The 20,297-nt window shown below is 69.2% G+C and carries 22 protein-coding genes; 13 read left to right on the top strand and 9 right to left on the bottom strand.

The annotated features are described in order from the left end of the window. Position 1: 1 nt before the first annotated feature. The 3 genes from AB0K11_RS09185 to AB0K11_RS09175 are packed head-to-tail and all read right to left on the bottom strand — an operon-like array spanning position 2 to position 4,421. On the bottom strand, positions 2–1,597 hold the full coding sequence (locus tag AB0K11_RS09185) for a carboxyl transferase domain-containing protein (protein ID WP_364975007.1): 1,596 nt from the start codon (positions 1,595–1,597) through the stop codon (positions 2–4). Beyond that, a complete protein-coding gene (locus AB0K11_RS09180; RefSeq protein WP_364975005.1) occupies positions 1,594–2,742 on the bottom strand; it encodes an acyl-CoA dehydrogenase family protein in 1,149 nt (382 codons plus the stop codon). Before AB0K11_RS09180 ends, AB0K11_RS09185 begins: the two co-directional genes overlap by 4 nt. Next, positions 2,739–4,421, bottom strand: a complete 1,683-nt coding sequence (locus tag AB0K11_RS09175; protein ID WP_364976713.1) for an acyclic terpene utilization AtuA family protein — start codon at positions 4,419–4,421, stop codon at positions 2,739–2,741. Before AB0K11_RS09175 ends, AB0K11_RS09180 begins: the two co-directional genes overlap by 4 nt. A gap of 163 nt (positions 4,422–4,584) precedes the next feature. Here AB0K11_RS09175 and AB0K11_RS09170 point away from each other — a divergent pair, with 163 nt between their 5' ends. The 9 genes from AB0K11_RS09170 to AB0K11_RS09130 all read left to right on the top strand — a co-directional run bounded on the left by AB0K11_RS09170 (position 4,585) and on the right by AB0K11_RS09130 (position 12,457). After that, positions 4,585–4,995 (top strand): hypothetical protein, encoded by a 411-nt coding sequence (locus tag AB0K11_RS09170; RefSeq protein WP_364975003.1) that lies wholly within the window; start codon positions 4,585–4,587, stop codon positions 4,993–4,995. A gap of 114 nt (positions 4,996–5,109) precedes the next feature. Next, positions 5,110–5,283, top strand: a complete 174-nt coding sequence (gene rpmF, locus AB0K11_RS09165) for a 50S ribosomal protein L32 (protein WP_364975001.1) — start codon at positions 5,110–5,112, stop codon at positions 5,281–5,283. A 69-nt stretch (positions 5,284–5,352) separates the two neighbouring features. Next, complete coding sequence (locus AB0K11_RS09160; RefSeq protein ID WP_364974998.1) at positions 5,353–6,039, top strand: response regulator transcription factor; 687 nt, start codon at positions 5,353–5,355, stop codon at positions 6,037–6,039. Next, positions 6,039–7,538: a HAMP domain-containing sensor histidine kinase gene (locus AB0K11_RS09155; RefSeq protein ID WP_364974995.1), complete on the top strand. Its 1,500-nt coding sequence runs from the start codon at positions 6,039–6,041 to the stop codon at positions 7,536–7,538. Before AB0K11_RS09160 ends, AB0K11_RS09155 begins: the two co-directional genes overlap by 1 nt. 142 nt (positions 7,539–7,680) lie before the next feature. Beyond that, on the top strand, positions 7,681–9,060 hold the full coding sequence (locus tag AB0K11_RS09150; RefSeq protein ID WP_364974992.1) for a trypsin-like peptidase domain-containing protein: 1,380 nt from the start codon (positions 7,681–7,683) through the stop codon (positions 9,058–9,060). A 23-nt stretch (positions 9,061–9,083) separates the two neighbouring features. Further along, positions 9,084–9,626 carry a molybdenum cofactor synthesis domain-containing protein gene (locus tag AB0K11_RS09145; protein ID WP_364976710.1) on the top strand — a complete coding sequence of 181 codons (543 nt, stop codon included), beginning with the start codon at positions 9,084–9,086 and terminating at the stop codon, positions 9,624–9,626. A 148-nt stretch (positions 9,627–9,774) separates the two neighbouring features. Continuing rightward, complete coding sequence (locus tag AB0K11_RS09140; RefSeq protein WP_364974989.1) at positions 9,775–9,909, top strand: hypothetical protein; 135 nt, start codon at positions 9,775–9,777, stop codon at positions 9,907–9,909. Between the two features lie 386 nt (positions 9,910–10,295). Then, positions 10,296–10,937, top strand: a complete 642-nt coding sequence (locus AB0K11_RS09135) for an MspA family porin (protein ID WP_364974987.1) — start codon at positions 10,296–10,298, stop codon at positions 10,935–10,937. Positions 10,938–11,821: 884 nt separating this feature from the next. Further along, positions 11,822–12,457 (top strand): MspA family porin, encoded by a 636-nt coding sequence (locus AB0K11_RS09130; protein WP_364974985.1) that lies wholly within the window; start codon positions 11,822–11,824, stop codon positions 12,455–12,457. A gap of 64 nt (positions 12,458–12,521) precedes the next feature. On the opposite strand, the gene mscL is transcribed toward AB0K11_RS09130, so the two are convergent. After that, positions 12,522–12,947, bottom strand: a complete 426-nt coding sequence (gene mscL / locus AB0K11_RS09125) for a large-conductance mechanosensitive channel protein MscL (protein WP_364976708.1) — start codon at positions 12,945–12,947, stop codon at positions 12,522–12,524. Positions 12,948–13,221: 274 nt separating this feature from the next. Between mscL and AB0K11_RS09120 the strand changes: the two genes are divergently transcribed. Beyond that, positions 13,222–13,629, top strand: coding sequence for a hypothetical protein (locus tag AB0K11_RS09120; protein ID WP_364974982.1), 408 nt, complete (start codon positions 13,222–13,224; stop codon positions 13,627–13,629). Between the two features lie 60 nt (positions 13,630–13,689). On the opposite strand, the gene AB0K11_RS09115 is transcribed toward AB0K11_RS09120, so the two are convergent. The 4 genes from AB0K11_RS09115 to AB0K11_RS09100 form a co-directional block, all read right to left on the bottom strand. Further along, positions 13,690–14,352, bottom strand: coding sequence for an SAF domain-containing protein (locus tag AB0K11_RS09115; protein WP_364974979.1), 663 nt, complete (start codon positions 14,350–14,352; stop codon positions 13,690–13,692). A gap of 64 nt (positions 14,353–14,416) precedes the next feature. After that, on the bottom strand, positions 14,417–14,782 hold the full coding sequence (locus tag AB0K11_RS09110) for an FmdB family zinc ribbon protein (protein ID WP_364974976.1): 366 nt from the start codon (positions 14,780–14,782) through the stop codon (positions 14,417–14,419). Positions 14,783–14,868: 86 nt separating this feature from the next. Then, positions 14,869–15,663 carry an SDR family NAD(P)-dependent oxidoreductase gene (locus AB0K11_RS09105; protein ID WP_364974973.1) on the bottom strand — a complete coding sequence of 265 codons (795 nt, stop codon included), beginning with the start codon at positions 15,661–15,663 and terminating at the stop codon, positions 14,869–14,871. Between the two features lie 46 nt (positions 15,664–15,709). Further along, positions 15,710–16,948, bottom strand: a complete 1,239-nt coding sequence (locus tag AB0K11_RS09100) for an MFS transporter (protein WP_364974970.1) — start codon at positions 16,946–16,948, stop codon at positions 15,710–15,712. 91 nt (positions 16,949–17,039) lie between these two features. Here AB0K11_RS09100 and AB0K11_RS09095 point away from each other — a divergent pair, with 91 nt between their 5' ends. Then, positions 17,040–17,414: a metalloregulator ArsR/SmtB family transcription factor gene (locus tag AB0K11_RS09095; protein WP_364974967.1), complete on the top strand. Its 375-nt coding sequence runs from the start codon at positions 17,040–17,042 to the stop codon at positions 17,412–17,414. Here the strand turns inward: AB0K11_RS09095 and AB0K11_RS09090 are convergent. Continuing rightward, on the bottom strand, positions 17,411–17,995 hold the full coding sequence (locus AB0K11_RS09090) for a 5-formyltetrahydrofolate cyclo-ligase (protein ID WP_364974964.1): 585 nt from the start codon (positions 17,993–17,995) through the stop codon (positions 17,411–17,413). The two genes, AB0K11_RS09095 and AB0K11_RS09090, sit on opposite strands and share 4 nt — an antisense overlap. A 68-nt stretch (positions 17,996–18,063) precedes the next feature. Between AB0K11_RS09090 and AB0K11_RS09085 the strand changes: the two genes are divergently transcribed. Together AB0K11_RS09085 and glp are read left to right on the top strand one after the other, a co-directional pair. Continuing rightward, positions 18,064–18,975 carry a UTP--glucose-1-phosphate uridylyltransferase gene (locus AB0K11_RS09085; protein WP_364974960.1) on the top strand — a complete coding sequence of 304 codons (912 nt, stop codon included), beginning with the start codon at positions 18,064–18,066 and terminating at the stop codon, positions 18,973–18,975. Positions 18,976–19,023: 48 nt separating this feature from the next. Next, on the top strand, positions 19,024–20,295 hold the full coding sequence (glp, locus tag AB0K11_RS09080; protein WP_364974957.1) for a gephyrin-like molybdotransferase Glp: 1,272 nt from the start codon (positions 19,024–19,026) through the stop codon (positions 20,293–20,295). Positions 20,296–20,297 lie beyond the last annotated feature (2 nt).

The following is a 20,297-nucleotide window of genomic DNA, read 5'->3' as shown; positions in this document are numbered from 1 at the left end:
CTCACATCCTGAAGACGCCGAAGTTCGACGTCCCCTCGATCGGCCCGTTCGCGATGGCGGACAGGCACATTCCCAACACCGTGCGGGTGTCCCGCGGGTCGATCACGCCGTCGTCGTAGAGCCTGCCCGACAGCACCATCGGCAGCGACTCCGCCTCGATCTGACCCTCGATCGCTGCCCGCAGCGCGGCGTCGGCCTCCTCGTCGACCTGCTGGCCGCGGGCTTCCGCGGCGGCACGGCTGACGATCGACAGCACCCCGGCCAGCTGCGCACCGCCCATCACCGCCGACTTCGCCGACGGCCAGGCGAACAGGAACCGGGGGTCGTACGCGCGGCCGCACATGCCGTAATGGCCTGCGCCGTAGGACGCGCCGATGAGCAGCGAGATGTGCGGCACGGTCGAGTTCGAGACGGCGTTGATCATCATCGACCCGTGCTTGATCATCCCGCCCTCCTCGTACTGCCTGCCCACCATGTAGCCGGTGGTGTTGTGCAGGAACAGCAGTGGCGTGTCTGCGCGGTTGGCCAGCTGGATGAACTGGGTGGCCTTCTGCGACTCCTCGCTGAACAGCACGCCGCGGGCGTTCGCCAGGATGCCGACCGGATAACCCCACAGCGTGGCCCACCCGGTCACCAGCGACGAGCCGTACATGGCCTTGAACTCGTCGAACTCCGAGCCGTCGACGATGCGGGCGATCACGTCGCGGGGATCGAACGGGATGCGCAGATCGGGCGGCACGATGCCGAGCAGTTCCTCGCTGTCGAAGATCGGTTCGCGCACGGCGGCAGGCGTCGGACCCTCCTTGCGCCAGTTCAACCGGGCGACGATGCGGCGGCCGATGCGGATCGCGTCGAGCTCGTCGGCGGCGAAGTAGTCGGCCAGACCTGATGTGCGGGCGTGCATCTCGGCGCCGCCGAGTGACTCGTCGTCGGACTCCTCACCGGTGGCCATCTTGACCAGCGGCGGGCCGGCCAGGAAGACCTTGGACCGCTCCTTGATCATCACGACGTGGTCGGACATGCCGGGGATGTAGGCGCCGCCGGCCGTCGAGTTGCCGAACACCAGCGCGATGGTCGGGATGCCTGCCGCCGAGAGCCGGGTCAGGTCGCGGAACATCTGCCCGCCGGGGATGAAGATCTCCTTCTGCGTGGGCAGATCGGCGCCGCCGGACTCCACCAGCGAGATCACCGGGAGCCGGTTCTGCAGCGCGATCTGGTTGGCGCGCAGGATCTTCTTCAGCGTCCACGGATTACTGGTCCCGCCCTTGACCGTCGGGTCGTTGGACACGATCAGGCACTCGACGCCCTCGACCGCACCGATCCCCGCCACCACACTGGCGCCGACGGTGAAGTCGCTGCCCCACGCGGCGAGCGGGCTGAGCTCGAGGAACGGTGAATCGGGGTCGACCAGCATCTCGATGCGTTCGCGGGCGGTCAATTTGCCGCGGTCGTGGTGACGCGTGACGTACTTCTCGCCGCCACCGGCGAGCGCCTTGGCGTGCTCGGCATCGAGTTCGGCGAGCTTCTGCGTCATCGCCGTGGCGGCCTCGGCGTAGGCCGGCGATGCGGCGTCGAGCGTCGAGCGCAGGGCCGTCATGACTGGTATCCCAGCGTCTTGGCGGCCAGTGAGGTGAGGATTTCGGTGGTTCCGCCGCCGATGCCGAGGATTCGCATGTCCCGGTACTGCCGCTCGACCTCCGACTCGGCCATGTAGCCCATCCCGCCGAACAGCTGGACCGCCTGGTTGGCCACCCACTCGCCGGCCTCGACGGCGGTGTTCTTGGCGAAGCACACCTCGGTGATGAGGTTCGGGTCGCCCGCGAGCTGGCGCTCCACCACGCTGCGCGTGTACACGCGGGCCACGTCGACGCGGCGGGCCATCTCGGCCAGCGTGTTCTGCACCGCCTGCCGCGAGATCAGCGGCCGGCCGAAGGTCTCCCGGTCTCGGCACCACTGCACCGTCAGGTCCAGGCAGCGCTGCGCGCTGGCGTAGGCCTGTGCCGCCAACCCGACGCGCTCCGAGACGAATGCCGCGGCGATCTGGAAGAAGCCGCTGTTCTCGGCGCCGATCAGGTTCTCGACCGGCACCCTCACGTCGGTGTAGGCGAGTTCGGCGGTGTCCGAGGAACGCCACCCCATCTTGTCGAGCTTGCGGGTCACCTCGAATCCCGGTGTGCCCTTGTCGACGACTATCAGCGAGACGCCCGCGGCGCCTGGCCCGCCGGTGCGCGCGGCGGTCACCACGTAGTCGGCGCGCACGCCTGAGGTGATGTAGGTCTTCGCGCCGTTGATGACGTATTCGTCGCCCTCCCTGACGGCGCGGGTGGTGAGGTGCCCGACGTCCGACCCGCCACCCGGTTCGGTGATCGCGAGTGAGCCGATCTTCTCGCCGCTCAGCGTCGGCCGCACGTAGGTGTCGATCAACCGCTCGTCACCCGAGGCGATCATGTGCGGCACCGCGATCCCGCAGGTGAAGAGCGACGCGAACACGCCGCCGGGCGCACCGGACTGGTGCATCTCCTCGCAGATGATCACCGCGTCGGCGCCGTCGCCACCGCCACCGCCGACCGCCTCCGGGAAACCGGCGCCCAGCAGGCCCGCCTCGGCGGCCCTGCGGTGCAGATCGCGCGGCAGCTCGCCGGCCTTCTCCCACTCGTCGACGTGCGGCAGCACCTCGCGTTCGGCGAACGCGCGCACCGTCTTCCGCAGCGCCTCACGCTCGGGCGTGGTCCAAATACTCATGACAGGAGTTCCTCCGGGATGTCCACGTGTCGGCTGCGCAACCATTCGCCCAGCCCCTTGGCCTGCGGGTCGAAGCGGGCCTGGTAGGCCACGCCCTCGCCGAGGATGTCCTCGATGACGAAGTTGACGGCACGCAGATTGGGCAGCACGTGCCGGGTCACCGGCAGATCGGCTGCCTCGGGCAGCAGCTCCCGCAGCCGGTCGACGGTCAGTTCGTCGGCGAGCCAACAGAACTGCTCGTCGGTGCGTACCCACACCCCGACGTTGGCGCTGCCGCCCTTGTCGCCGCTGCGGGCCCCGGCGATCGCGCCGAGCGGCAGGCGGCGCGTCGAACCGTGCGCGCCCGCAGGCACCTGCGGGTCCGGCACGGGTTCCAGGACGAGGGTTTCGGCGGCGGGGGCGATGCCGGTGCGGGTGCCGTCGGCGTGCACGGCGACGTGGGGCACCGTGCCGGCGTCGACGAACCCGGCGGTGAAGACGCCGTACACCTGGCCCTCGCCGGGCGGTGCGGTGGTGGTGAATCCCGGGTAGCTGGCCAACGCCAATTCCACCGCGGCCGAGGAGAACCGACGACCCACGTTTGCCGGATCGGGGTCGCGGACCACGCAGCGCAGCAGCGCGCTCGCCGCTTCCTCGGTGTCCGCGTCGGTGTGGTCGGTGCGCGCCAGCGTCCACTCCAGCTCCGCCGGCTTGACCGTCAGATTGGATTCGAGCTGGCGGCGGATGAGGTCGGCCTTGCCGTCGATGTCGAGACCGGTCAGCACGAACGTCATCGCATTGCGGAACCCGCCGACGCTGTTGAGCGACACCTTGAGCGTCGGCGGCGGCGGTTCACCCCTGACGTCGTCGATCCGGACCCGGTCGCGGCCGTCGTCGGACAGCCGCAGCGAGTCGACGCGCAAGGTGACGTCGGGATTGGCGTAGCGCGGCCCGCCGATCTCGTACAGGAGTTGGGCGGTCACGGTGCCGACGGTCACGGCGCCACCTGTGCCGGGGTGCTTGGTGATCACCGACGAACCGTCGGCGTGGATCTCGGCGAGCGGAAAGCCCGGCCGCAGCGGGTCGGCGATCTCGGAGAAGAAGGCATAGTTGCCGCCGGTGGCCTGCGTCCCGCACTCGATCACGTGTCCTGCGGCGACGGCGCCGGCCAGCGCGTCGTAATCGTCTCGGCGCCAACCGAAGTGAGCCGCGGCCGGGCCGACGATCACCGACGCGTCGGTCACTCGGCCGGTCACCACCACGTCGGCGCCCCGGTTCAGGCAGTCGACGATGCCCCACGCGCCCAGGTAGGCGTTGGCGGCCAGCACCTGACCGAATCCGAGTTCGCCGGCACGGCCGACGAGGTCGTCGCCCTCGACGTGGGCGACGTTCACCTGCAGGCCGAGTCGGTCGGCGAGGGCGCGGACCGCGGCCGCCAGACCGGCGGGGTTGAGTCCACCCGCGTTGGCGACGATCCGCACGCCCTTGTCGAGCGCCGGCCCGAGGCAGTCCTCGAGTTGGGTGAGGAAGGTCTTGGCGTAGCCGCGGTCCGGGTTCTTCGCCCGGTCGCGGGCCAGGATCAGCATCGTGAGTTCGGCGAGATAGTCACCGGTCAGGAAGTCCAGTTCACCGCCGTCGACCATCTCCCGCATGGCGGTCAGGCGGTCGCCGTAGAACCCCGAGCAGTTGCCGATGCGCACCGGATCAGGCACTGCACTCCCTTGCTGTCGACGCGAGCCGACGACCATCGCCGTCAACGACCAACCAACCGGTAGGTTAGACGGTACTGCGGGTACCGCGTCAAGGGCGCCGACGGCGCGATTCGTGTTCCGACCACCCTGGGCGCGGCTCGATACTTGATCCATGGAATACCGCATCGCCCATGCCGTCGTCGGTGCGTTGTGGCTGGTGTGCGGCATCGGCATCACCTTCAATCCGTGGTTGCCTGCCGTCGGCGAGCAGTGGACGGTCATCCTCGGCTGCACGCTCGCGGGATTCGGCGGTGCACTGGTGATCGACGCGCTACGCCCGGACCGCGCGCTGAAGCCCGGCGGGACCCGTCATGGGAACGGAAGGGAAGCCAGCCGCGGTGACGTCGTACGCCTGCTGGTCGTCGGCCTGACCGTCCTGGCCACGGGCATCGGGGCGACCATGTGGGGTGTCGCGGCCGGCGAGGACGCGATGACCTGCGTGGGTGTCGCCGTCCTCGGCGTCCTGGTGTTCCAGGCGCCGCACATCGCGGACTGGATCGACAGCGGCAGCCCCTCGTCCTGACCGTCGGCTTTTGGAGGCTGACCAGCGCACCGGCTATCCTTGACGACAATTGCCTACGACCCGGCTGTCCCGGGACCTGCCTGGCACTACCCCGCAAGAGGAGAAGTCTCGATCATGGCCGTCCCCAAGCGCAGAATGTCGCGTTCGAACACCCGCAGCCGTCGCGCGCAGTGGAAGGCGAAGAGCACCGGTCTGGTGGGCGTGACCGTGGCCGGTCAGCAGCACAAGGTGCCGCGTCGCCTGCTCAAGGCCGCCCGCCTCGGCCTGATCGACCTCGACCGCCGCTGACCGGACCCGCAGGGAGTCTCCCGGCGCGCCTCTCAGTTCACTCTCAGGCGTCGGGGTGAGACTGGGGCTGTGCGCATACTTGTCGTCGACGACGATCGTGCGGTCCGCGAATCGCTGCGCCGGTCCTTGTCTTTCAACAGTTACACCGTCGCGCTCGCCCAGGACGGCGTCGAGGCGCTCGACCTGATCGCCAACGACCGGCCCGACGCGGTCGTACTCGACGTGATGATGCCGCGGCTGGACGGGCTGGAAGTCTGCCGTCAGCTGCGCAGCACGGGTGACGATCTCCCGATCCTGGTGCTGACCGCCCGGGATTCGGTGTCCGAGCGGGTCGCCGGCCTCGACGCCGGCGCCGACGACTACCTGCCGAAACCGTTCGCGCTCGAGGAACTGCTCGCGCGGCTGCGCGCGTTGTTGCGTCGCACCGGGCCCGAAGACGGGGTCGATTCGCCCGCGATGACCTTCCTCGACCTCAGCCTCGACCCGGTGACCCGCGAGGTCACCCGCGGACAGCGCCAGATCAGCCTGACCCGCACGGAGTTCTCGCTGCTGGAGATGCTCATCGCCAATCCGCGTCGGGTTCTCACCCGCAGCCGCATCCTCGAGGAGGTCTGGGGCTTCGACTTCCCGACCTCGGGCAATGCCCTCGAGGTGTACATCGGTTACCTGCGTCGCAAGACCGAGGCCGAAGGGGAACCGCGACTCATCCACACCGTGCGCGGCGTGGGCTACGTCCTGCGCGAAACCCCGCCCTGATGTCGTTCTTCACCCAGAACGCCTCGTGGCGCCCGCCGTCGCCGCCGAACACCAGCTCACTGTCCTTGCGCTGGCGGGTGATGCTGCTCGCGATGTCGATGGTGGCCATGGTCGTCGTGCTGATGGCTGTCGCGGTGTACGCGGTGGTGTCCCGCGCGCTCTACGACGACCTCGACAACCAGCTGCACAGCCGGGCGAGGCTGCTGATCGAGAGCGGCTCGCTGGCGGCAGACCCCGCCAAGGCCATCGAGGGCACCGCCTACTCCGACGTGAACGCGATGCTGATCATCCCGGGACGCGTCAAGTACACCGCCAACCAGCAGGGCCAGACGCTGCCGTACGGCTCCGCCGAGCAGGACGTCGTCTCCGGTGAACTGCTGCTGTCGTTGCGCACGGCCAACCACCAGCGGGTGCTCGCGGTGCATCTGGCCAACGGCAGCTCACTGCTGCTGTCCAAGAGCCTGGCGCCGACCGGCCAGGTGCTGCGGCGGCTGGGCACGGTGCTGCTCATCGTGGGCGGCATCGGCGTCCTGGTCGCCGCGATCGCCGGCGGGATGGTGGCCCGCGCCGGACTGCGCCCGGTGGGACGGTTGACCAAAGCGGCCGAACGGGTGGCCCGTACCGATGACCTGCGGCCGATCCCGGTGTACGGCAGCGACGAACTGGCCCGGCTGACCGAAGCCTTCAACCTGATGCTGCGGGCGCTGACCGAGTCCCGCGACAGACAGGCGCGGTTGGTGTCCGACGCCGGTCACGAACTGCGCACCCCGCTGACCTCGCTGCGGACCAACGTGGAACTGCTGATGGCGTCGCAGGTTCCCGGCGCGCCGCGGCTCCCCGAAGAGGAGATGGCCGGTCTGCGCGCCGACGTGATCGCCCAGATCGAGGAACTGTCCACCCTCGTCGGCGATCTGGTCGACCTGACCCGCGACGAGGCGGGCGGTGTGATGCACGAGCCGGTCGAGCTGGCCGAGGTCGTCGACCGCAGCCTCGAGCGGGTGCGGCGGCGTCGCAGCGATGTCACGTTCGACGTGCGCGCGCAGCCATGGCAGGTGTACGGCGACGCTGCGGGGCTGGCCCGAGCCGTGCTGAATCTCCTCGACAACGCCGCCAAGTGGAGCCCGCCGGACGGCCGCGTCACCGTTCGGCTGACCCAGATCGACCCGGTGCACGCGGAACTGGTGATCGCCGACCAGGGGCCGGGGATCCCGCCACACGAGAAGCCGCTCGTCTTCGAGCGCTTCTACCGTTCGACAGCGGCCCGCGCCATGCCGGGCTCGGGGCTCGGCCTGGCCATCGTCAAGCAGGTGGTGCTCAAACACGGTGGCGCGCTGCGGGTGGACGACGCGGTCCCGGGAGGGGACCCGCCGGGGTCGGCATTCCGTGTCGTGCTGCCGGGCCGGCCGGTCGCCGATGCGGCGATCCAGACGTCGCCGATTCCGGCGACACGCCCCGCCGGGCGCGTGGACGAACGAGCGGCCGGAGCAGAGAATGTGTGACCGACGCGACATGGCGCACGCCAAGTCTCGGCCGGCACCGAATCATCTCTAAGTGGATTCTCAGCCCACATGGGCACTGTGAGCCTACGAAGCGCGTTGAAGTAGATGTCGGATCCCTTCACGAGGAAGAGCTCATCAGCGAATGACGAACCACCCGAGGTACTCGCCACCGCAGCCGGGCCGTGGGCCTGGTGGCAATGAGCCCGCGGCGCCCGGATACCCGGGAGCGCACCGGCCGGATCCGTACCACCAGCAGACCCACCAGCAGACCTACGACTGGCGTTACGCCACTCAGCAGGCGGGGCAGCAGCAGTACCGCTCCCCGTACGACCCGTACCGCTCGGCGCCCGCCGCGGTGCCGGGCAATCGTCCCCGAAAGCGTTCCCGCGCAGGGCTGTTGACCGCAGGCGCGTTGGCGATCGCCGTCGTCTCGGCGGGTGTCGGCGGTGGCGTCGCGGTGCTGGCCCAGCCCGATCGGCCGAGCCTGGGTTCGAGCCTCGGTGGCGCTGCGCCGACGGTTCCCGCGGCGGCGTTGCCCGCCGGATCGGTGGAGCAGGTGGCGGCCAAGGTGGTGCCCAGCGTCGTCAAGCTCGAAACCGACCTCGGCCGGGCATCCGAAGAGGGGTCGGGAATCATCCTGACCTCGGACGGCCTGATCCTGACCAACAATCACGTGGTGGCCGCAGCGACGGGGAACCCGGGCGGTCGTGGCGCGCCGGGCTTCCCGGGCCTGCCGGGCAATGCCGGGTCCCAGCCGCCCGCGCAGACGAAGGTGACGTTCTTCGACGGCCGCACGGCCTCGTTCACCGTCGTGGGCACGGATCCCAGCAGCGACATCGCGGTGGTGCGCGCCGAAGGCGTGTCCGACCTGACGCCGATCTCACTCGGCTCGTCGGGCAGCTTGCGGGTGGGCCAGGACGTGGTCGCGATCGGTTCGCCGCTCGGCCTCGAGGGCACGGTGACCACCGGCATCATCAGCGCGCTGAACCGTCCGGTGGCCGCAGGCGGCGACACCCGGAACCAGAACACCGTGCTCGACGCCATCCAGACCGACGCGGCGATCAACCCGGGTAACTCCGGTGGTGCGCTGGTCAACATGAATGGCGAACTCGTGGGCGTCAACTCGGCCATCGCGACGATGGGCGGCGACTCCCCGGAGGCCCGGAGCGGCTCGATCGGACTCGGCTTCGCGATCCCCGTCGACCAGGCCAAGCGCATCGCCGACGAACTGATCCAGAACGGCAGCGCCTCGCACGCCTCGCTCGGTGTCCAGGTCAGCGACGACACCGCGACCGACGGCGCCAAGATCGTGGAGGTCACCGGCGGTGGCGCGGCGGCGGCGGCCGGCCTGCCCAGCGGCGTGGTGGTCACGAAGGTCGACGATCGGGTGATCAACAGTGCCGACGCCCTGGTCGCGGCGGTCAGATCGAAAGCCCCGGGCGAGAAGGTCACGCTGACCTACCTCGACCCGTCCGGCAAGCCGCAGACCGCGCAGGTCACCTTGGGCAAGGCCGAGCAGTGATGTCGGGCGACGGTCTGGAGACCGTGCTGGTGGCTGCGCCGCTGTCCGGCCCCGGATATACGGTTGCACTCATGGAACAGCCAGGGGAGTTGGTGGGCCGCGCGCTGGTCGTCGTCGTCGACGACCGGACCGCGCACGGCGAAGAGGATCACAGCGGGCCGTTGGTCACCGAGCTGCTCGGCGAGGCCGGCTTCGTGGTCGACGGTGTCGTCGTGGTCGCCGCGGACGAGGTCGAGATCCGCAATGCACTGAACACCGCGGTCATCGGCGGTGTCGACCTGGTGGTCTCCGTGGGAGGCACCGGTGTGACGCCTCGCGACGTCACCCCCGAGGCCACGCTCGACATCCTCGACCGCGAACTGCTGGGTATCTCCGAGGCGCTGCGCTCGTCCGGACTGTCGGCCGGAATCGTCGACGCGGGCCTGTCTCGCGGGCTGGCCGGTGTCTCGGGCAGCACGCTGGTGGTCAACATCGCCGGTTCACGTGCCGCGGTGCGCGACGGAATGGCCACGCTGAACCCGCTGGCGGTCCAGATCATCGGGCAGCTCTCCAGCCTGGAAATCTGACCTGCGAGGCGATCCCCGTGCACGGTGACGACGCCGCGGCCGAGTTCTTCGCAGACGTCAAATTACGGGCAGGTGAACTGCACGGACGTCCCATGTGTGATCTTGGTCACAGTAGGCTGTGGCCATGATTGAAGGTTCACGAGAACCGGTGCCGTCAGTTAACGAGGTCTTCGGTGACGTGCTCCCCGACACCAGTGCCGACGAGCGGGAGCAGGGCGTGCCCGACGCCGGCATGGACCACGACGACTGGCTGATCGAGAACCGTCCTCCGCACCACGGCTGAACTGCCAAAACCTGCCCTTTCGTGGCATGTGTCCGCGGACTCTTCGAACGGCGCCGACGTCGGGCCCGAGGTGCGTGGTCGTGCTTGCCCATCCGACCGGTGCGCGCCGCACACCCTCGCCCACGAGCCCGATCGCTGATCATGGGTGCCGGCAGCTAATCGTGACGTGCGGCGCGGGTTCGGCGCGCGACATCGCTATGCGTTGCCGGGTCGATGCCGCCCCGTTATGTTCCTCCTGTCAACGATGAGCAAGCCGTAAGAACTGAATGTGAAGTCTCTAATTTGCCTCACATGAAGATCTTGCGGGGTGTGTGGTGTACGAACGGCCAGGCACCGGCAACGACTGGTGAGTTCTTGGACTCGCCCTCGAACAAGCTAGGGGGAACATGAAGGCAATCAGTCGGGTGCTGATCGCGTTGGTCGCGGCCATCGCGGGTCTCTTCGCGAGCACGGGCACCTCAAACGCAGGTCTGGACAACGAGCTGAGCCTGCTCGACGGCGCGGGCCGGACCCTGACCATCCAGCAGTGGGACACCTACCTCAACGGCGTGTTCCCGCTCGACCGCAACCGGCTGACCCGTGAGTGGTTCCACTCCGGCAAGGCGACCTACATCGTGGCCGGTGAGGGCGCCGACGACTTCGAGGGCTCCCTGGAGCTCGGCTACCAGGTCGGCTTCCCCTGGTCGCTCGGTGTCGGCATCAACTTCAGCTACACCACCCCGAACATCGCGTTCGACGGTCTCGACACCGACGTGGGCGACACGTCCGCCCTGCTCGAGGGCATCCAGACGCCGCCGCTGTTCCCCGGTGTGTCGATCTCGGCTGACCTGGGCAACGGCCCCGGCATCCAGGAAGTCGCGACGTTCTCGGTGGACGTGGCCGGCGCCGGCGGCTCGGTCGCGGTGTCCAACGCCCACGGCACGGTGACCGGTGCGGCAGGCGGCGTGCTGCTGCGTCCGTTCGCCCGGCTGATCGCCTCGACCGGTGACAGCGTCACCACCTACGGCGAACCGTGGAACATGAACTGACCCAGTTCTGACGAAAACGGCCCCCGGTGTCATTCACCGGGGGCCGTTCTCGTTGCCGTTCCACTGCTCGAAGAGCCCGCGCACGTCGCGCCTTCAGGCGTCGGTCGTTGATGCCAGCGACGGCTTGGCCGTGGGCCCTCGATTGGCCGCAATGACGTCGTCTCACAGCCATGCAGGATGTGCATCGGACGATGCACATCTGGAATAGCTGCTGGCCGCATCCCTCCGTCGCCGCCCTATTCCTGACGCCGGGGAGGCGCGTGAGTGTCCGCTTAAGTTACAAGCCGGTGAACTGCGCTTACGTCGAAAATGTGATACTCGTCACAGTAGGGTCGCCATACCGCGCGTCGGATATGACGCCACGGATGGTCAGTTAACACCGGGCCGTCTGGCCCAGCGCCCGGACATCCATTGTTCCGGACGAAGTGGGGCGGTCATCAGGCGGCGCGTTCCGCGGCGTTCGTTGATTGACGAACCGCCCGCTGCACCGCTTCTGAACTGGCTTTTTTTCAGTGCGGGCACACGTGCGTGGCGTTCCGGACATCGCGACCACCAGGTCGATGCGGCCTCGACGCGCGTGTGGAACCGGTGCGACGCGACCGGTCTGTTTTCGCAAATCGCCCCGACCGTCGCCCCGGCTCCGCTCCCAGCAAATTCCCAGAACCCCATCGCCGGTTCGGCGCGCGACGATCGCTTGCGTTGCCGGGGTGGTGCCGCCCCGTTATGTTTCCCGTGTCAACGATGAGCAAGCCGTAAGAACCGAATGTGAAGTTTCTAATTCGCCTCACATGAAGATCTTGCGAGGTGTGTGGTGTACGGACGGCCAGGCACCGACAACAGACTGGTGAGTTCTTGGACTCGCCCTCGAACAAGCTAGGGAGAACATGAAGGCAATCAGTCGGGTGCTGATCGCGTTGGTCGCGGCCATCGCGGGTCTCTTCGCGAGCACTGGCACCTCTAATGCAGGTCTGGACAACGAGCTGAGCCTGCTCGACGGCCAGGGCCGCAACCTGACCATCCAGCAGTGGGACACCTACCTCAACGGCGTGTTCCCGCTCGACCGCAACCGGCTGACCCGTGAGTGGTTCCACTCCGGCAAGGCGACCTACATCGTGGCCGGTGAGGGCGCCGACGACTTCGAGGGCTCCTTGGAGCTCGGCTACCAGGTCGGCTTCCCCTGGTCGCTCGGTGTCGGCATCAACTTCAGCTACACCACCCCGAACATCGCGTTCGACGGTCTGGATTCCGACTTCGGTGGGGGCGTCATCGAGGGCATCCAGACGCCGCCGCTGTTCCCCGGTGTGTCGATCTCGGCTGACCTGGGCAACGGCCCCGGCATCCAGGAAGTCGCGACGTTCTCGGTGGACGTGGCCGGCGCCGGCGGCTCGGTCGCGGTGTCCAACGCCCACGGCACGGTGACCGGTGCGGCAGGCGGCGTGCTGCTGCGTCCCTTCGCCCGGCTGATCGCCTCGACCGGTGACAGCGTCACCACCTACGGCGAACCGTGGAACATGAACTGACCCTGCTCTGACGAAACGGCCCCCGGTGTCATTCACCGGGGGCCGTTCTCGTGTGCAGAGCCTGTCACTCGTCGGAATGGTCCTCCCGCTGGCTGTGCGCGCCCGCCGTGCCTGCCGCATCGGCGCGGAGCAGATCACGGATCTCGGTCAGCAGCGTCAACTCGGTCTCGCTGGTAGCGACCTTCGCGTCGCGCTCCTTGAGCTTCTTGAACGGCAGGACGATGACGAAGTAGATCACCGCGGCCACGATGAGGAAGTTGATCGCGGCCGACAGCACGGCGTTGAGGTCGACGAACTGATCACCTCCGAGCGGGATGCGCAGGACGCCGTACTCGGCATCCGGGCCCGCGCCGATGCGGTCGATCAGCGGTTGGATGACGTTCGCGGTGAACGCGGTGACGAGGCCGGTGAAGGCCGCGCCGATGACCACCGCGACCGCGAGGTCTATGACGTTGCCCCGAGCAATGAATTCCTTGAAACCCTTGAGCATGATCGTGGCCCTTTCGTCGTTTTCTGTGGCTCGCTCCACGGTGACGGTAGCGGGCCGCGCCCGCCTTCGGACGGCGAAACGGCCCCGCCGGAGCTCCCGTCGTCGACGCCGGAGAAACGCGCGACGACGTGCGCGGGAGCCATCACCCACATGCACCGGCGCCGTGCGAAATTCGGTGGTCGGCTGGGCAGGCGAGACGGCCTCGGCACTGCTAGTCTTCAGGGGTCGCGAACCTACCGGGCTCCGTCCCGTCAACCAACAAAGGGGAATGCTGATGGCAGCACACGCCAAGGCGCTCACTCGTCGTGCGAAGCAGCTGGGCATCGTGGGAGCCGGGTCGTTTGCCGTCGCCGCGGCCGCCCTGACGCTTGGCCTCGGCACCGCCAGCGCCGAAGTCGAAGAGGTCGCACCGTCGCCAGAGGTGACGAGTCGCGCGGCCGTCGCGGTCAACGAGGACGGTATCCGCCTCACCGATATCGGTGCCGCCCGCGGACAGGGTGGAGAGGCGCGCACCGCCGATCCGACGATCGTCCATGCACAGACGAACGGCGAGAATGCCGGCGTCCGGGATTCCGTGAAAGCGGTCTCCGGCTCGGCCACCGGCCCGCTGTTCGAGGGCGAGTTCACGCCGGCCGGCGAAGGCCCGCTGACGGGCGGCGGACCCGCCCTCGGCGACTGGTGATCTGACAGTCTGACGATCCGCCCCCGGCCCTGCGGCCGGGGGCGGATTGCTTTTCCCGGCCTAGTGGAACGTCAGGGTGATCGCCTGCGTCAGCGCGGCACCCGCCACCTCGTTTGCGTCGTGCGCCGGCAGCGCCACCAGCACCACGCGGTCGCCGGCGCCCGGCCCCTGCTGCTTCCCGGACACCAGCACCACCACCGCCTCACCGGCCACCAGCCGCGGACGGGCGTCGTCGCCGGGACCCGGACCCGGATCGGGGGCGGCCAGCACGTCGACCACATCACCCGGCCGGACGAGGTCGAGTAACGCAGTGTCGGTCAGATGCAGCGGCACGATGCGCGCATTCGGACCAGCCGCGGACTCGGCGAGACGCGGCCCGAGCATGCGCACGTCGGTGAGCACCTCGCCACGCCGAGCCGGTCCGGCCAGGGTCTTGCCGACCGCAGTCGCCGAATCGGCGAGGGCGCCCTCGGGAACTGTTGTCGCCGAATGGCTCTCAGATCGCAGGTCGGCAGCTGCGAGCGGCTGCCCGGGAGGCAGATCATGGGCGGCGACGAGGACGTCGACGTGATCGCCGCGCGGGTCTGAGCGCACCGCGATCAGGGCCGCCAGCAGAACGAGCACACCCGCGGCGATCCGGCGGGCCGCCACGGTCCGCGACCAGTCCGGCCGCAGTGCCGCAGTGAGCCGATGAAGCGGCGTCGGATCGAGCGATTCCCCCATCCCGCCACGCTAGGCAGGACAGGGGCCGATCCGCGCGGTCAATCCGGCGGGCTGTGGATAACTGTCAGCTCGACGCAGCGGCGGCCGGTGCGGAACTCGACGAGCTGGAGCCCGACGTCGAGCTCGAGCTCTTGCCGGAGTCGCTCGACGAGCTGGAGCTCGAGGAGTCGGTCGACGAGGACGTGGAGCCGGCCGATCCAGAGCCGGCCGACTCGGAGCTCTTCGCCGAGCCGTTGCTCGCGCTCTTGGCGGCCTCGCGGCTGTCGGTGCGGTAGAAGCCACTGCCCTTGAACACGACGCCGACTTTGCCGAAGAGCTTGCGCAGCCGTCCGTCGCACTTCGGGCACTGCGACAGCGCGTCGTCGCTGAAGGCCTGCACCACATCGAACTTGTTGTCACACGCGGTGCACGCATACGAATAGGTAGGCAAGGAAACCTCCGAGACGGTCACAAAGTTCTTTAGCACTCTATCGTGCCAAGTGCTAGAACCGCTACGCGGTCGCCGTCATTCCGCGGTCAGCGCGGCTGGTGCGCCACACCGGTGAGCATCAACTCCGAGAGGCGGCGTGGGGCTTCGACGAGACTGGGGAACAGCGCTGCCCGCCTCGGTATCCGCACGTGGCGGCGGCCCTTACGCACGGCCTCGACGATGTCGGCGGCCACCTTCTCCTTCGGCGTGTCCTTGAGCAGATGCAGCCGGTAGAGCCGGTCGAAGCTGTCGCGAGTCGGCGCGTAGTCGTCGGCCTTGGCGAGCAGGTCGGTCGGCACCGGCCCGAGTTCCACCAGCGTCGTCGCGACGGGCAGACCCCGCAGGTCGATGCGCAGCCCCGACGTGAAGTGCGACAGCGCCGCCTTGGACGCGCCGTAGCTGACGAGGCCGGGAAAGGTCGCGGTACCGGCCATCGAGGAGATGTTGACGATGTGGCCGCCGCCGCGGCTCAGCATCCGCGGAGTGGCGCGCCGGCAGAGTTCGGCCGGCGCCAGGTAGTTGACCTGCGTCACCCGTTGGAGTTCGCCGTCCGGTGCGTCGGCGAATCCCGCGGTGCTCTCGATGCCCGCGTTGTTGACCAGGACGTCTACCGGGCCTGCCTCGTCCTCGACCCGGCCGATCAGGGCGTCCACCTGGGCCGGGTCGGCGAGATCTGCGGCGTGCGCGGTGCCGCCGATGCCGTCGGCGAGCGCCCGCAACGCGTCGGCGCTGCGTGCGACGAGCGCGACCGTGGCACCGGCTTCGGCGAACGACCGGGCCATCGCCTCGCCGATTCCACGCGACGCGCCGGTGATCAGTACTCTTTTGCCCCCGAGATCCATGGCCGAAGCTTAGAGCGCGGTGATCTTGAGGGTGGTCGAACCGACGTCAGGCCGTGACGGTCATCCGGTGATCGACGCCGATCGCGGAGGGCCAGGTCCGCGCGGCGACGAGAGCGGCCCCGCAGGCCAACCCGCCGAGTAGGGCCGCGGCGACCGGTTGACCGGCAATGCTGCCGATCCAGCCGGCCAACGGATAGGTGAGGAAGAAGCAGGCGTGCGACAGGGCGAATTGGGCGGTGAACACTGCTGTCCGAGTGTCGGTTTCGCTCTGAAAGCGCAGAAGCCTGGCCGCTGGGGTGTTGATGAGTGACGTGGCGCCACCGAGCATCACCCACAGCGCCGCCAGTAGTGGCCACGCCACAGGTGTGGGCGGATCCATCGCGAGTGTCACCGCCACGGCGATCAGGCCGGCGGTCGCGACGGCCCCGCCGGTGAGCATGAGCCGGCGGTCGCTGATCGCCGTCACCAGGCGGGGGAGCGCAAGCGCGACGACCATGGAACCGCCGCCGTAGCAGGCGAGCACCACTGCCAACGCAGAATCGCCGGCCTCCAGGAGGTCGTGCACGTAGACCACCGAGTTCACCACCACCAGCGCGGTGGCCGCGGCGACGGCCATGTTCAGCATCAGCAGCGCACGGAGCACCGGCCGTCGCCACATCAGGCGCGCTCCAACGGTCGTCGCCTGCAGGAGGGATTCTCCCGCGCGGGCGATCGAACGAATCGGTAGTGGCGTCCGCAGTACCAGAATTGCGGAGAAGGCGAACCCCGCGACGGTGCCGAGGAAGAGGCGCTCGTACGTCGCGATCGTCAGCAGGGCCGCGGCGAGCACCGGGCTCAGCAGAGACTCGAGGTCATAGGCCAGGCGGGACAGGGACAGGCCGCGGGTGTAGTCGTCCTCGTCGACCAGCACCGCGGGCAGGACGGACTGGAACACCGGCGTGAAGGTGGCGGAGGCGGCCTGAAGCAGGAAGATCAGCAGGTAGATCTGCCACGCGTGCTGCACGAAGGGCAGCGACAGCGCGATGACCGCTCGGACCACGTCAGCGGCGACCATGAGGTGCCGGCGCGAGAGCCGGTACGTCACCGCGGTGACGACCGGTGCGACGAGGACGTAGGCGGCCATCTTGATCGCCAGAGCGGTTCCGAGGACCACGCCGGCGTCGTTGCCCGCGATGTCGTAGGCGAGCAGGCCCAAGGCCACGGTCAAGAGGCCGGTGCCGATCAGTGCGACCACCTGAGCGGCGAAGAGCGCCGCGAAGGTCCTGTCGCGAAGGACGCCGAACACGACTACATCACCGTTGATCATTATCTGCGTGCATAACTAGATAGTAGAGCAGCATCCTCTTCGTGGGGAGCGGCCGACTTAGACTTCGACGATGACCGCAGGCACCGAGGCGTCCCGAGACCCGCTCGGCGAGGAGCAGGCCGCACTCATCGTCGAGGTGTTCCGCATGCTCGCCGACGCCACCCGCGTCCAGGTGTTGTGGGCGCTGGTCGGAGATGAGCTGTCGGTCAACCAGCTGGCGGAGCGCGTCGACAAGCCTGCGCCATCGGTGTCACAGCATCTGGCGAAACTGCGGATGGCGCGGCTGGTACGCACCCGCCGCGCGGGTACCACGATCTTCTACAGCCTGGAGAACGATCATGTCCGCCAGCTGGTGATGGACGCCGTGCACAACGCCGAGCACGCTGGTCCCGGAGTGCCGGCCCATCACCGGGGCGACGAGGGCATGCACGCCGTCCGCGGCTAGCCGAGCGCAGTGAGGCCGCCCCGCGGGGTGAGGGCATGCGTCATTTGCACATCGTGGGGTTCGGCGGGCAGCCGGTCCACGAGCTCGTCGTCACGGACCACCGCCGCGAGCCGGGCTGCTGCGTCGGCCAGCGGCAGCGTGCGGTCGTAGAAGCCGGCGCCACGGCCCAGCCTCGTCCCGGTGCGGTCGACGGCGAGGGCGGGCACCAGCACCAGCGCCGCGGTCGCGACGGCGTCTGCGGGCAGCCACGGCGGCGCCGGCTCGCGCAGCCCATATCGCGCTTCGACCAGCCCGTCCACCCGATATTCGCCCCAGTTCAGCGGCAGCGGCACACCCGCGGAATCCTGCCGGGCCACCGGGAGGAGCACCCGCACCCCGAGTGCCGCCAGGGTCTCGATCGTCGTGACCGATCCCGGCTCCGAGCCGACCGGCATGTACGCGCACACCGTCTGGCCCGCGGCGACCAGCGTCAGGAGATGGCCTGTCAGCGCATGCGCCTCGGCGTCGTGCACCGCTGCGGGCGCGGCGCGGCGAGCCGAAAGGATCCGGGCGCGCAGCTCGGCCTTGGACGCGGTGGGCACGTGTCCACCATGACATCCGACGACATCCGGCAGGGTTTCAACGGCGCGGACGCGGCTAGTGTGTCAGCGTGACTCGTCCCGAGGTGCCCATCCCGTCCACCGCGGTCGTACCCGCCGCGGGGCTGGGAACGCGATTCCTGCCGGCCACCAAGACCGTGCCCAAGGAGCTGCTCCCGGTGGTCGACACACCGGGCATCGAGCTGGTGGCCGCCGAGGCCGCCGAGGCGGGCGCCGACCGGCTGATCATCATCACCTCCGAGGGCAAGGACGGCGTCGTCGCGCACTTCGTCGAGGACCTGGTGCTCGAGAGCACGCTCGAGGAGCGCGGCAAGGACAAGATGCTCGAAAAGGTCCGTCGCGCACCCGAACTCATCAAGGTCGAGTCGGTGGTGCAAGACGAGCCGCTCGGCCTCGGCCACGCGATCGGCTGCGTCGAGAAGGTGCTCGGACCCGACGAGGACGCCATCGCGGTACTGCTCCCCGACGACCTCGTGCTCCCCACCGGGGTGCTGGAGACGATGTCGAAAGTGCGCGCGAAGCGGGGCGGATCCGTGCTGTGTGCCATCGAGGTCGAGCCCGAGAAGATCAGCGCCTACGGCGTCTTCGACGTCGAGACCGTGCCCGACGCCGCCAACCCCGACGTGCTGCGGGTCAAGGGCATGGTCGAGAAACCCAAGGCGGAGGACGCGCCGTCGCCCTACGCCGCCGCCGGCCGCTACGTGCTGGACCGGGCGATCTTCGACGCGCTGCGCCGGGTCGAACCCGGGGCGGGCGGCGAGATCCAGATCGCCGACGCGATCGCGCTGCTGATCGAGGAGGGCCATCCCGTGCACGTGGTCGTGCATCGCGGATCTCGACACGACCTGGGAAATCCCGGCGGGTACCTCAAGGCTGCGGTTGACTTTGCGTTGGAACGCGACGACTACGGTCCCGAACTGCGGGAGTGGTTGATCGAACGACTAGGGCTGACCCGACCGTAGGCGAGCACTGCTGCGCGGCCCGGCCCGCGGATGGCAGAAAGGCGTGTTGTGCGTTCGGTTGAGGAGCAGCAGGCCCGGGTGGCCGCCGCCGCGGTGGCGCCCCGTCCGGTTCGGGTGGCGATCGCCGAGTCGCAGGGCCTGATGTGCGCCGAGGAGGTCGTGACCGAACGGCCGATGCCGGGGTTCGACCAGGCCGCGATCGACGGCTACGCGGTGCGAAGCGTCGACGTGCTGGGGCTCGGCCTCGGTGATCGGCCCGACGCCGACGACGAGGACGGCGAGCGCGAGGTCAGCCTGCCGGTGATGGCGGAGATCGAGGCGGGGGCGCGCACGCCCAGCCGGCTGCAGCCCCGCCAGGCCGCCCGCGTGCAGACCGGCGCGCCGATGCCCACCCTCGCCGACGCGGTGCTTCCGCTGCGGTGGACCGACGGCGGCAAGAACCGGGTGCGTGTGCTGCGCGGGGTCCGATCGGGCGCCTATGTGCGCCGCACCGGCGACGACGTGCAACCCGGTGACGTCGCCGTACGCGCGGGCACGATCATCGGCGCCGCGCAGGTCGGCCTGCTCGCCGCGGTGGGCCGCGAGCGTGTGCTCGTCCATCCGCGGCCGCGGCTGTCGATCATGTGTGTGGGCGGCGAACTGGTCGACATCTCCCGCACGCCGGGCAACGGGCAGGTCTACGACGTCAACTCGTATGCGCTCGCCGCCGCCGCGCGCGACGCAGGCGCCGAGGTGAACCGGGTCGGCATCGTCGACACCACCGATCCCGCGGAGTTGCGCCAGATCGTCGAAGGACAGCTCAACCGGGCCGAGGTGGTGGTGATCGCCGGCGCAGTGGGCGGTGTGGCGGCCGAACAGGTGCGTGCGGTGCTCTCCGAGCTCGGTGACATGGAGGTGACCCGCATCGCCATGCACCCCGGGTCGGTGCAGGGCTTCGGCCAGTTGGGCCGCGACGGTGTCCCGGTCTTCCTGCTGCCGGCCAACCCGGTGAGCGCCCTGGTGGTGTTCGAGGTGATGGTGCGGCCGCTGATCCGGCTCTCGCTGGGGAAGCGCGCACCGATGCGCCGCGTGGTGCCCGCTCGCACGCTGTCGCCCATCACGTCGGTGCCCGGCCGCAAGGGATTCCTGCGCGGTCAGTTGATGCGCGACCAGGACACCGGCGAGTACCTGGTGCAGGCGCTCGGCGGCGCCCCGGGTTCGTCGTCGCATCTGCTCGCGACGCTGGCCGAGGCGAACTGTCTGGTGACGGTGCCGGCCGACACCGAGGAGGTCCGCACCGGCGAGGTCGTCGACGTGGCATTCCTGGCGCAGCGCGGCTGACC

It is taken from the genome of Mycobacterium sp. NPDC050551 (assembly GCF_040674075.1).
Lineage (GTDB): Bacteria > Actinomycetota > Actinomycetes > Mycobacteriales > Mycobacteriaceae > Mycobacterium.
Note: the sequence above shows the minus strand (reverse complement) of the source record. Positions and strands in the feature narration are given on the sequence as shown.